Source organism: Flavobacterium sp. WC2509 (genome assembly GCF_052683105.1).
Window position 1 is genome coordinate 1,095,970 of the sequence record NZ_JBQZFG010000001.1, and the last position, 11,912, is coordinate 1,107,881.

At 34.8% G+C, this 11,912-nt stretch carries 12 protein-coding genes; 6 read left to right on the plus strand and 6 right to left on the minus strand.

Annotated elements, in window-relative coordinates; genetic code table 11:
• Positions 1-114 precede the first annotated feature (114 nt).
• Complete coding sequence (locus tag ACUN3A_RS04355) at positions 115-561, plus strand: VOC family protein (RefSeq protein ID WP_445550119.1); 447 nt, start codon at positions 115-117, stop codon at positions 559-561.
• 29 nt (positions 562-590) lie between these two features.
• On the opposite strand, the gene ACUN3A_RS04360 is transcribed toward ACUN3A_RS04355, so the two are convergent.
• Complete coding sequence (locus ACUN3A_RS04360; RefSeq protein WP_445550120.1) at positions 591-782, minus strand: hypothetical protein; 192 nt, start codon at positions 780-782, stop codon at positions 591-593.
• A gap of 358 nt (positions 783-1,140) precedes the next feature.
• Here ACUN3A_RS04360 and ACUN3A_RS04365 point away from each other — a divergent pair, with 358 nt between their 5' ends.
• The 3 genes from ACUN3A_RS04365 to ACUN3A_RS04375 are packed head-to-tail and all read left to right on the plus strand — an operon-like array spanning position 1,141 to position 4,169.
• Complete coding sequence (locus ACUN3A_RS04365) at positions 1,141-1,770, plus strand: PIG-L family deacetylase (protein WP_445550121.1); 630 nt, start codon at positions 1,141-1,143, stop codon at positions 1,768-1,770.
• Positions 1,771-1,790: 20 nt separating this feature from the next.
• A complete protein-coding gene (locus tag ACUN3A_RS04370; RefSeq protein WP_445550122.1) occupies positions 1,791-2,933 on the plus strand; it encodes a glycosyltransferase family 4 protein in 1,143 nt (380 codons plus the stop codon).
• A gap of 6 nt (positions 2,934-2,939) precedes the next feature.
• Positions 2,940-4,169, plus strand: coding sequence for an amylo-alpha-1,6-glucosidase (locus ACUN3A_RS04375; RefSeq protein WP_445550123.1), 1,230 nt, complete (start codon positions 2,940-2,942; stop codon positions 4,167-4,169).
• 113 nt (positions 4,170-4,282) lie between these two features.
• Here the strand turns inward: ACUN3A_RS04375 and guaB are convergent, their stop codons facing one another.
• From guaB to ACUN3A_RS04400, 5 genes are all read right to left on the minus strand, one after another.
• Positions 4,283-5,755: an IMP dehydrogenase gene (gene guaB, locus ACUN3A_RS04380; RefSeq protein ID WP_445550124.1), complete on the minus strand. Its 1,473-nt coding sequence runs from the start codon at positions 5,753-5,755 to the stop codon at positions 4,283-4,285.
• 129 nt (positions 5,756-5,884) lie between these two features.
• Positions 5,885-7,288, minus strand: a complete 1,404-nt coding sequence (locus tag ACUN3A_RS04385) for a DUF5723 family protein (protein WP_445550125.1) — start codon at positions 7,286-7,288, stop codon at positions 5,885-5,887.
• On the minus strand, positions 7,285-7,836 hold the full coding sequence (locus ACUN3A_RS04390) for a hypothetical protein (RefSeq protein ID WP_445550126.1): 552 nt from the start codon (positions 7,834-7,836) through the stop codon (positions 7,285-7,287). The genes ACUN3A_RS04385 and ACUN3A_RS04390 overlap by 4 nt, the downstream gene beginning before the upstream one ends.
• Positions 7,837-7,940: 104 nt before the next feature.
• Positions 7,941-8,804, minus strand: coding sequence for a hydroxymethylglutaryl-CoA lyase (locus tag ACUN3A_RS04395; protein WP_445550127.1), 864 nt, complete (start codon positions 8,802-8,804; stop codon positions 7,941-7,943).
• 56 nt (positions 8,805-8,860) lie between these two features.
• Positions 8,861-9,880: a quinone-dependent dihydroorotate dehydrogenase gene (locus ACUN3A_RS04400; RefSeq protein WP_445550128.1), complete on the minus strand. Its 1,020-nt coding sequence runs from the start codon at positions 9,878-9,880 to the stop codon at positions 8,861-8,863.
• 239 nt (positions 9,881-10,119) lie between these two features.
• Here ACUN3A_RS04400 and ACUN3A_RS04405 point away from each other — a divergent pair, with 239 nt between their 5' ends.
• Both ACUN3A_RS04405 and ACUN3A_RS04410 read left to right on the plus strand, forming a co-directional pair.
• Complete coding sequence (locus ACUN3A_RS04405; RefSeq protein ID WP_445550129.1) at positions 10,120-11,013, plus strand: dienelactone hydrolase family protein; 894 nt, start codon at positions 10,120-10,122, stop codon at positions 11,011-11,013.
• A gap of 104 nt (positions 11,014-11,117) precedes the next feature.
• Positions 11,118-11,726, plus strand: a complete 609-nt coding sequence (locus ACUN3A_RS04410; protein WP_445550130.1) for a YkgJ family cysteine cluster protein — start codon at positions 11,118-11,120, stop codon at positions 11,724-11,726.
• Positions 11,727-11,912 lie beyond the last annotated feature (186 nt).

Consider the following 11,912-nt stretch of genomic DNA (forward strand, 5'->3'; position numbering starts at 1 on the left):
GCGAGCGTCCCGCTCGTGATCTTAGATAGGCACGAGCGGAACGCTCACGTTAGCAAAAATTACAAACAGTTTTATGCAACTTAAAGAAAATCGTTTAATCATAAATTTCAGACTATGACAAAACATAATTTGCTTCGAATGGACAATGTAGGGATTGTGGTAGAATCTCTTGACGAAACTATTGCTTTTTTTCTTGAACTCGGCTTAGCATTAGAAGGAAGAGCAATAATTGAAGGCGAATGGGCTGGCCGTGTAACAGGACTCGGTAATCAATCCGTAGAAATTGCCATGATGGTTACACCCGACGGAAACAGCCGACTGGAATTATCCAAATTCATTAATCCAGAAATAATCGAAGACCATCGCAACGCTCCTGTAAATGCCTTAGGGTATTTACGCGTTATGTTTGCCGTTGCCGATATAGACGATACGCTCGAAAGACTTTACAAGCACGGGGCAGAACTTGTCGAAGAAGTTGTTCGATACCAAGATTCTTATAGACTTTGTTACATTCGTGGTCCCGAAGGTATTTTAATCGGAATTGCAGAACCACTTAAATAATGTCTCGTCCTGACAAAAATTTACACTGTTTAGTGGATACTCTCCTGTAAATAGTACAACGCCCACTCACACTTTAGGTGTCCTACCAAAACCATAGGAGCTCCTGCCAAAATCATAGGAGAACCTACCCAATACATAGGTGCTCTTATCAAAATCATAGGAGGTCCTATCAAAACTGTAGGAGCTCCTACCAAAAACATAAGTGCTCCTATCAAAATCATAGGAGAACCTACCTAAAATATAGGTGCTCCTTCCAAAACCATAGGAGGTCCTACCAAAAATACAAGAGCCCCTTACCATAAAAAATCCAGTCAAAAATAGGCACACTTTTAAACATACAACATATAATCTTTCTTATATATACACCCAATTGGTTTTACATATGGCTGTTGAAACAAACTTTATAAACAGCTATGTTCTTGCTATTTTAAAAATAGAAAATATTAAAAATCAGATAATTACAAAATAAAAATTACTTAATAGTTACAAAAAAAGAATAAATATTGGTACATTTATTCCTTTCAATAAAATGAAAAATAGTATTCACTGAAATAAATCCAGTTTAAAATAATTTTGAAAATGGATAGTAAACCGCATAAAACTGTAGCCATTATAGTTGCTCATCCCGACGACGAAATCCTTTGGGCAGGCGGAACCATACTGAATAATCCCCAATGGAATATTTTTATTATCAGTCTTTGCAGAAAAAATGATGCAGACCGTTCGTCTAAATTTCACAAGGTTTTAAAAATTATAAAAGCACAAGGAATAATGGGTGATCTTGATGATGAACCCGAACAAACCCCTTTGAATACTATTGAAGTTGAGCAACAACTATTGGATTTACTACCCCAAAGGCATTTTGATTTAATAATAACCCATAGTCCAAAGGGAGAATACACCAAACATTTGCGACACGAAGAAGTTAGCAAAGCTGTAATAATGCTTTGGAATAAGGGTAAAATTGATGCCAATGAGCTTTGGGCTTTTGCCTACGAAGATGGGAATAGAAATTATTTTCCAAAACCAATTGAAGAGGCTTCCTATTTTGAAACGCTTGATAACGAAATTTGGATTGAAAAACATAAGTTAATAACAGATACTTATGGTTTTGAGAAAAGCAGTTGGGAAGCAAAGGCAACGCCAAAAGCAGAAGCCTTTTGGGTTTTCAATAAAAGAAATGATGCGATTGATTTTTTGAATAGATAATTTAATAAAATTATTTTTTTATGAAAGTATTAGTGCTTTATGACTATCCTCCTTCGCCAGGCGGATTAGCAACTCAAGGGGATCTTTTGTACAAAGGCTTATTAGAATTAGGCGTTGACGCACATGCCGTCCATTTTGAATCGGCACAAGAAAAAGAGTGGTATTACCGCTGGTTTCAACCTGATGTAGTGGTTGGCATTGGCTACTGGGGTCATACACCACAGTTAATTTTACATCCACAGCGGTATGGTATTCAGCCAGTTCCATGGTTGGTTGCAGATGGTTATATTGCTAATTATCAAGAAGTTTTAAATGCACTTCCTTTAATACTGGTCACTTCCCATTGGGTAAAAGAAATGTATGTTAGAGACGGAATCAATGGTGACAAAATTGAAGTGCTCCCTGTGGGCTGTAATACAGATTCTTTCAAACCTTACGATAAAAATAACCCTAAAATACTGGCTGTTCGGGAATCTTTAGGTATTTCTCCAGATCAATTAATGATTCTGACCGTAGGTGGTGATGCCGCATCCAAAGGTGCTCAAGAAGTTATGCAAGCTTTGGCAATTATTGATAATATTGCTCCAGACTGGAAATATGTCTGCAAAGTTTGGCCTCAACCAAGAACAAAATCTCAAAACCTCGATGACCTGCAAATGGCATCCGACTTGGGTATTGAAAAGAACGTTACCTATGCAACCAACACCATTTCTCGAAATTTTATGCCATACCTCATCGCTGCCTGCGATATTTATGCCGCGCCATCTCGATTGGAAGGATTTGGAATGCCACAAGTAGAAGCGGGTGCATGCGAAAAACCTGTTATTGGCATTAAAGCTATGGGAATGCTGGACACCTTGATTGATGGCGAAACTGCATTTTTAGCCAATGTTGCAAAAAAAATTGTGGTAGACGAAGTTATCCTTGGTTATGAATCAGGATTTGAAAGTAATTATAAAGTTAAATTTAAAGAACCCAGAACTGTCGATTATCGCGCTAATGTTCAAGATATTGTCACTGGATTATTAAGCTTGATGAACGATGCAGAACTAAGGCAAAGAATGGGAAAAGCTGGCAGAAAACGAGTAGTCGAAAATTTTGATTACAAAATTGTTGCCAAAAGATTTATAGAAATAATGAATGATAAATTAGGCATAAAATAAACTGCAATGATTAATTCTCAACACACTTCAGCAATAAATGCAGCCAAAAAAGCCGCTCTTGAAGTGCTTTTGCACAACATGCACGGCCCCTTTGACGGGCTTCCCCGAACTGCTGGTTGGGGATATCCTGAACCCTATACCCGAGATTTATTAATTTCTATTCTCGGAATTGCAGTTTCTGGAAATGAACAGCTATTAAATAGTATTTGGAAAGTTTTGGAAACTTTAGCGATAACTCAGTCAGAAAGGGGGCACATTCCCTCTTTGGTTCATGATGCTGATGATAGAGGAGCAAGCGATACAACACCTTTATTTTTATTGGGAGTTGGTATTTACAGACAAATAAATAACGAACCGGATTTTTTAAAAGAGGCCGTTCAAAAAGCGTTAGTCTGGATGGAATATCAAAGCCCCTCCGATATGTCTCTGATTGCCCAACAGCCCACCAGTGACTGGCGCGATGAACAATGGGTACTGGGTTATGGGTTATTTGTGAATACTTTGACTTATAGTTTTTTGAAGATTTTAAATCAATCAGAAAGAGCTAAGAATCTGTATGATGAAATGAAACGTTTTACCATTACAGGAGGTGTAATTCATCATCATGTGCATGAAGGTTTGACATTAAAGGACAAACCATATTATGCCTTTTGGGCGTATAAAGTGTATAGTAGTGAACGTTTTGATTTGTTAGGAAATAGTCTTGCTATTTTATCAGGAATTGCTTCGCCAACAAGAGCCGATGAAATGGTTTCATGGATAGAAGCCGAATGTGAAGCAATGAAAAACAAAGGATTATTGGCCGTTGATTTACCCCCAAATTTTTTCCCTTTTACTTATCCCGACGATCCAGATTGGCACGATAGGTATTCTGAATTTAATAATCCTGGTGAGTACCACAATGGTGGTATTTGGCCGTTTATATGTGGTTTTTATATCGCAGCATTAGTGGCGGCAAAAAGATTTACATTGGCTGAAAAAAAATTAATAGCATTAGCAGACTGTTTAAAAAAAATAAATCCTTCAACTGAATCTGCTGCCCAGAATAACGAAAAATTCCCTAATTATATAAATGAGGAAAATATGGAGTTTGGTTTTAATGAATGGATAAAAGCACAGGATGGAGAACCCAAAGGTCAAAATTGGCAGACTTGGAGTGCAGCTATGTTTTTATATGCGGCAAAATGCGTTGAAGAAAAAACAACTCCTTTTTTTCATGAAATGCGTGAGAAATAATTTAATGATAGTAAACTAAAAGCTAACGTTAACATAATTAAATCTAATAAAAAAAGGTGCAAGAACTAAATCCTGCACCTTTTGACTTTTAGACTTTCGCCATTAAGACTATTTTATCTCGAATAATTCGGAGCTTCTTTAGTAATAGTTACATCATGAGGATGACTTTCGTTAATTCCGCTTGCAGTAATACGAACAAAACGTCCTGTATCTTGTAAAGTAGCAATATCTTTTGATCCACAGTATCCCATACCAGCACGAAGTCCACCTACGAATTGTTGCATACTTTCGTTCAACTCTCCTTTATATGGTACACGACCTACAATACCTTCTGGAACCAGTTTTTTAACATCATCTTCTACATCTTGGAAATAACGATCTTTTGATCCTTCCTGCATCGCTTCAACAGAACCCATTCCTCTGTATGATTTGAATTTTCTTCCTTCAAAAATAATAGTTTCTCCTGGAGATTCCATTGTTCCTGCTAATAATGAACCTAGCATTACACAATCAGCTCCTGCTGCAATCGCTTTAGGAATATCACCTGTGTAACGAATTCCACCATCGGCAATTACAGGAACTCCTGTTCCTTTTATAGCAGCTGCAACTTCAAGAACTGCAGAAAATTGAGGAAACCCAACCCCTGCAACAACTCTTGTTGTACAAATAGAACCAGGTCCTATTCCAACTTTTACACCATCAGCACCATTTTCTACTAAAAACTTTGCTGCTTCTGGAGTAGCAATATTACCAACAATGACATCTAATTTTGGAAATTTAGCTTTTACAGCTTTTAATACATCTACCACACCTTGAGTATGCCCGTGAGCGGTATCAATAATTACAGCATCAACTCCAGCGTTTACCAAAGCAGTTGCTCTTTCAACAGCATCGGCAGTAACACCCAAAGCGGCAGCTACTCTCAAACGGCCAAATTTATCTTTATTGGCATTTGGTTTTTGTGTTAATTTGGTAATATCTCTAAAAGTGATTAAACCAACTAACTCATTATTAGCATTGATAACAGGTAATTTTTCAATTTTATAACCTTGTAAAACTACTTCAGCTTCAGCTAAAGAAGTTCCTTCGGCAACAGTTACCAAATTGTCTTTAGTCATAATCTCAACAATAGGTCTTGCTAAGTTTTTTTCGAAACGTAAATCTCTATTAGTAACAATTCCTTTTAAGATTTTGTTTTCATCTACAATTGGAATACCACCAATGCCATATTCTTTCATAGCATTTTTAGCATCAATAACAGTAGAAGTCAATGGTAAAGTAACCGGATCGATAATCATTCCAGACTCAGCACGTTTTACTCGACGTACTTTGGCTGCTTGTTGTTCGATGGTCATGTTTTTATGTAAAACACCTATTCCACCTTCTTGTGCCATAGCAATTGCCATAGAACTTTCGGTTACTGTATCCATAGCTGCAGATACAATAGGAACATTAAGTGTAATATTTCTGGAAAATTTTGATTTGATACTCACTTCGCGAGGAAGTACATTGGAGTAATTTGGAACTAATAATACATCATCGTAAGTTAAACCTTCGCCGATAATCTTAGAGTCGTGTGCTTTCATGTTGCAATTTCTAGTTGAATTGCGTGCAAATATACATAATCTTAAGCTAAAAAACACTTTACTAGGCTATTTTTTTTTTAAAACCTATTCTAAAAAAGAATAAAATCGGAAGTATTATAGGAAAAGTTTCTACTTATTACTCCCTCCAGAAATAATATTAAATCCTATTTGAAACGTGAGAGCATTTGCCTTAGAAACATCTTTATAAGCCAAAAGATTATCTGCCATTGCATAAAAATTAACTATACCTATTTTAGTTGTCAATCCTAAACCAACATTCGAATAAGAATACGAATCGATAGTGTACGTGGCTTTCATTTGCAATCCTTTTAATATTCTTCTTCTATAATACCCCGTCAAAGCTAACAGAGGCTGTCGAGGCGTACTCATTGCAAAAAGCTGAACTCCTAAAGCACTTCGATACCCAAAATCTTCATCGGCAGTACAATTGCATTCTGTTGGTCGTTCCTCTTCAAATGAATACTGAAATGAAGAGTAAAATTTTAAAGGGCGAAACGTTGTGTATTTATGATATAAAGTATCAAAAGGAATTGCTTCTTCAAAATCATGGTAAGCATCATCTATTGTACCTTCTGAATTAAAATCGGTAATGACTCCCTTAAAATTATATTCTCCTTTAAAAGTAAAACTTTCAACATCTTTAGAATGATTTATAAAACCTACATCAACTAAACTAGCCGTTACTTGTATGTTTCGTTTGGGATAATACGTAAATCCCAAGTCGAGTCCGAATCCCAAATTTCCTCCCAGAAAAGCTCTGTGAATCGCATCATCTTTCATATCACTTGCAACATCACCATCATAATTTTCATCCATATACTTTGTCAAACCAGAAGTATTAAGCTCTAAATTGGAATGGATTACTTGATTATAAATTAAATTATCTCCTTGAGTCGTCACAAAATAACCCGAATTATCCTTTGATGTTCCATTAAAAATACTGGAATATATTTTTCCTCGAACACCAAGAATAAGCTTCTCGCTGATTGGTTTAGTAAATCCAACATGAAAAACAGATAACAACTCAGCTTTAGCACTCAAATCCCCTAAATTAAAAGACTTCCCAATATAATCTTTGTTCCCATATAAAGACAATATCGCCAAATCTTTTGGGATATAAATAAAAGAATCCAACTCCTGATACATTCCAAAAGAAATATAGGAATCACCCTTAAATCCACTTAACCGAAATCCTGCTGTAAATATTTCAAGCTGCTGATTGGCTGTAACATAATCATTCCTATCGACTGAAGCAACCGCATTTTTTACTTTGGTATTAAAATCCACTCCATTATTTGCAAACAAACTGTATGCATCAAAACCTGTCGAACCCACATTAGCCGAAATACCAGAAAGTAAAGGCACGCCAAAAAACCATTTAAATTTTACATCAGCCCCAGGATTCAGCAATAGACTTTGAGGTTGAGGAGTGAAATTATATAAAATCTCTTTATTCTGAGAAAAACAAGAAAAAGAGAAAAAGAAACACAAAGTGATCGTTATTTTTCTCATTTTACATCGAAATAAGCAGTTAAACTTGAGCTCAATTCTACTCTTCCGGGTGTAGTATTTGTTATGAGTGTCCCAGAAAGCATCCTAACTGAAAAAATCATTTTGGTTGTATTCTCCAATGTAACCAAGTTAGCCGCAGCAAAGATTACTGTTTTTTCGACCATAACTTCAGTCCCGCTGTACTTTGGAACTTCTATCTTTATATTATAAATAAGGTTATTATTTTTATTCAAAAAAGCAACATTAAAAATATAGGCTCTGTCAATTGTATTTTTAATTCTAAAATACAATTCAGCTTTAGCTAAATTATCTTCAATAAATGGATGTCCAAAAAAGTCAACATCGGTTGTGTCAGAAAAAACAGGAGATTCAGCGCCGTTTACAACAAAATCAGAAGCATTTAGATTAATATAGGCAAGATTAGATGCAACAATGGGGTGTACATTCAAATCATTCGCTTGATCGAAATCCAAGTCACTACTGCAAGAAAAAAAAATCTTAACTAGTATAACAATTAAAACAGTTTTTTTGACAAAAGTAGATTCCATATTATGTATTTTAATAGTAGAATAACTGAGGCGCAGGAGTCCCACTAAGGTAATTAAAAAAAACTAAACTACCTCACTATTAAATACTTAAAACAAAGTTAACATTAATGAAATTCACCAAATAATTTTGAAGCTTCGTTGTAAGCGCTTTCAAAACTCATTGGACTGCAATTGGTATTTTCCTTTTGAACTGTAAAATAAGACAGTAATTTTTCTGTAGGCATATTACCTGTTAGATTATCAGAAGCCATAGGACATCCTCCAAAACCTTGAATTGCCCCATCATAACGGCGACAACCACCTTTGTAAGCAGCCTCCATTTTTTCTAACCATTTATTGGGTGTTGAATGGAGATGAGCTCCAAATTCAATTTGAGGATATTGTGGAATTAAATGAGAAAATAAATACTCAATTACATCAGGTGTAGAACTTCCTACGGTATCCGAAAGGGATAAAATTTTTACTCCCATTCCAACCAATTTTTCAGTCCATTCTGCAACGATTTCAACATTCCAAGGGTCTCCATATGGATTTCCAAATCCCATCGAAAGATAAGCAACCGTTTCTTTATTTGTTTTGTCAGCTATATTTAAAATCTCATCTAAGGTTACCAAAGATTCAGCAATTGTCTTGTGCGTATTCCGCATTTGAAAATTTTCTGAAATAGAAAATGGAAAACCTAAATATTGAATTTGAGCATATTGAGAAGCCAGAGTTGCTCCTTGAACATTAGCGACAATAGACAACAATTTACTTCTCGTTTTAGACAAATCAAGTTGTTCCAAAACTTCAGCAGTATCTCGCATTTGCGGAATAGCATTTGCAGAAACAAAACTACCAAAATCAATTGTATCAAAACCTACTCTAAGCAAAGCCTGAATATAAGCAGCCTTTTTTTCAGTAGGAATAAAGGCTCTTATGCCTTGCATAGCATCTCGCGGACATTCGATAATTTTTATTGCCTCCATAACTATCAAATATATAAAAAAGGTTTTGAGTTATAAAGAAAGAAATCGTTATCTCATTATTTTTTTGATAAAATAGCTTTATTTATATCCTTTACCAATGCAGGTCCTTCATAAATAAAACCAGTATATAATTGAAGTAAACTAGCACCCGCTTCTAATTTCTCTAAAGCATCTTTAACAGAATGTATACCTCCTACTCCAATAATAGGAAAGGCTTTATTACTTTTTTCAGATAGAAAACGGATCACTTCGGTAGATCTAGATGTTAATGGTTTACCAGACAAACCTCCCGTTTCAGTTTGGTTGCAAGAACGCAATCCAGCTCGAGAAATAGTCGTATTGGTTGCAATTACTCCTGCAATTTTTGTTTCATTTACAATATCAATAATATCCAGCAATTGTTCATCAGTAAGATCTGGAGCAATTTTAAGTAAAACTGGTTTTTGTTTTGGCTTAGCTAAATTTTTATTTTGCAACGTTTGCAATAATTGAGTAAGTGGCTCTTTCTCTTGCAATTCTCTAAGATTAGGAGTATTAGGAGAACTCACATTAACAACAAAATAATCTACATAATCATATAATGCATCGAAACAAATTTCATAATCAGACGTTGCTTCTTCATTTGGAGTGATTTTATTTTTTCCAATATTACCACCTATTAAAACTCCTTTATTTTTCTTTAAGCGCTCAACAGCATCAAGAACTCCTTCATTATTAAAGCCCATTCTGTTAATAATAGCCGAATCTTCTTTTAAACGAAACAAACGCGTTTTATCATTTCCTGGCTGTGCTTTTGGTGTTAATGTTCCTATTTCGATAGATCCAAAACCAAAATTTGAAAGTTCATTATACAAGCTTGCATTTTTATCAAAACCAGCTGCTAAACCTACAGGATTTTTAAATTTTAATCCAAAAACTTCGGTTTCTAATCTCTTGTCATTTACTTGATATAAAAATCTAAATAAAGAGGGAAATCCAGGTATTTTTGAAACTATTCTAATTAATGAAAAAGTAAAATAGTGTACTTTTTCTGGATCAAAACAAAAAAGGATAGGGCGTATAAAAAGCTTGTACATAGTTAAAAAATTGATTGGCACAAAAGTAAAGAAATGTTTTTAGTTTACGAGCATGCAACTATATTTAAAGCCTTTCTTTTGTTAAAATAATAAACAAAAAATCAAAACAAATCGCTTATAAAACAGATTTCAATTTTTAATTATATACAGTTTATAAAAATACAACTTTGAATTTCAGATGAAATTTCAGGAAATGGTATCACCTTTTTTCATAAATTAGTTGGCCTAAATAAAAAACGATGCAAAAAATAACCAAAGAAGATATCAGTCAAGAAATTTTTGACCTATACGATGACTACGCCCATAACAAAATCGAGAGAAGACAATTTATTGAGAAGTTGTCACTTTTTGCAATAGGAACCTTAACCGTTCCCACACTCCTAAATTTTATGACTCCCAATTATGTGGACTCAATTACTATCAAATCCGATGATCCAAGGCTAAAATCCGATTATATTACCTATCAATCTCCAAAAGGTGGTGGAGCAATCAAAGGGCTTTTATCACAACCAACAGAAACTAAAAAAAAGTTACCTGGAATAATTGTTGTTCATGAAAATCGAGGACTCAATCCTTATATAGAAGATGTTGGAAGAAGGGGTGCAATTGAAGGCTTCATCACCTTAGCTCCAGATGCGTTATCTCCACTAGGAGGTTATCCCGGAAATGATGATGCTGGAAGAGAACTTCAAAAAAAACGTACCCGCGAAGAAATGCTCGAAGATTTTATTGCTGCTTACGAATATCTAAAATCACATAAAGACTGCAATGGTTATGTTGGTGTTGTCGGATTTTGTTTTGGAGGCTGGATTGCCAATATGATGGCTGTCAAAATCCCTACTTTATCAGCAGCCGTTCCTTATTACGGAGGACAGCCCACTGCTGAAGAAGCCGAAAAAATAACAACTCCACTCCTATTGCATTATGCCGGTTTAGATACTCGTGTCAATGAGGGCTGGCCTACATATGAAGCTATCCTCAAAAAAAATAAAGTCGAAAATACCGCTTATTTCTATCCAGGTGTCAATCACGGTTTTCACAATAATACTACTCCCCGATACGATGAAGCATCAGCTACTTTATCATGGACTAGAACCATTGATTTTTTCAAAGAGAAGCTTAAAAAGAAATAATTACACCCTTTTTTCATTTAAAACCAAAATATTCCAATAAAACAGTAAGTAAAAACAGATTACAGTCATAACGGTATTTAATAGCGTACATTAGACAAAAAATAATGTCTATAGAACACAAAGTTCAATTGGTTGAAGAATTATTCGATCGCCTCGAAAACGAAATAACTAATTTCAAATCCGAAACTAATTTACATTGCAATAATGGCTGTGGTCAATGCTGTTCAAAACCAAATATAGATGCTTCGCCTTTGGAATTTTTACCTTGGGCCTTTTATTTATTTTTGAATGGCACAGCCGAAATTACTTTAGAAGAACTCAGTTCCAAAACCAATACCTTTTGCCATTTATACCAATCTCTTTCTATTGTAAACAATAAAAAAGGCAGATGCACTAATTACAAATACCGAGGATTAATTTGCAGGCTTTTTGGATATGCCGCTAGTAGAGACAAATATGGCAAACTGCGATTAAACACCTGCAAAATTATAAAAGAGAATCAACAAGAAAGCTACAACAACACCGAAGAAGCTATTAGTAACGGACTTTATGTTCCTATTTTCTCTGATTATTATATGCGTCTTTCAACCATAGATTATAGACTGGCAACAATTCTACTTCCTATAAATGAAGCCTTAAAAATGGCTATCGAAGAAGTTCTACATTATTACGCTTATAGACCTTTTCCTGGCGGATTAGAAAATATTGCTTAGAATCAATATAATAAATTTCTGAAGGAATTGCAAAACCGAATTCTAGCAAAGAATCCCTTTTCAACTTGCCTAGAAGTCAACTTTTATTTAAAAAGTCTTAATAGAACAACGCACGAAAGATTATACTTGAATAATAAATTTTTCTTCTATATAAGAATAAAACACAAAACAACATTCCAACAAAAA

Coding starts and splice junctions, on each gene's coding strand:
- ACUN3A_RS04355 (WP_445550119.1), top strand. CDS start 115: ATGACAAAACATAATTTGCTTCGAATGGACAATGTAGGGATTGTGGTA.
- ACUN3A_RS04360 (WP_445550120.1), bottom strand. CDS start 782: ATGATTTTGATAGGAGCACTTATGTTTTTGGTAGGAGCTCCTACAGTT.
- ACUN3A_RS04365 (WP_445550121.1), top strand. CDS start 1,141: ATGGATAGTAAACCGCATAAAACTGTAGCCATTATAGTTGCTCATCCC.
- ACUN3A_RS04370 (WP_445550122.1), top strand. CDS start 1,791: ATGAAAGTATTAGTGCTTTATGACTATCCTCCTTCGCCAGGCGGATTA.
- ACUN3A_RS04375 (WP_445550123.1), top strand. CDS start 2,940: ATGATTAATTCTCAACACACTTCAGCAATAAATGCAGCCAAAAAAGCC.
- guaB (WP_445550124.1), bottom strand. CDS start 5,755: ATGAAAGCACACGACTCTAAGATTATCGGCGAAGGTTTAACTTACGAT.
- ACUN3A_RS04385 (WP_445550125.1), bottom strand. CDS start 7,288: ATGAGAAAAATAACGATCACTTTGTGTTTCTTTTTCTCTTTTTCTTGT.
- ACUN3A_RS04390 (WP_445550126.1), bottom strand. CDS start 7,836: ATGGAATCTACTTTTGTCAAAAAAACTGTTTTAATTGTTATACTAGTT.
- ACUN3A_RS04395 (WP_445550127.1), bottom strand. CDS start 8,804: ATGGAGGCAATAAAAATTATCGAATGTCCGCGAGATGCTATGCAAGGC.
- ACUN3A_RS04400 (WP_445550128.1), bottom strand. CDS start 9,880: ATGTACAAGCTTTTTATACGCCCTATCCTTTTTTGTTTTGATCCAGAA.
- ACUN3A_RS04405 (WP_445550129.1), top strand. CDS start 10,120: ATGCAAAAAATAACCAAAGAAGATATCAGTCAAGAAATTTTTGACCTA.
- ACUN3A_RS04410 (WP_445550130.1), top strand. CDS start 11,118: ATGTCTATAGAACACAAAGTTCAATTGGTTGAAGAATTATTCGATCGC.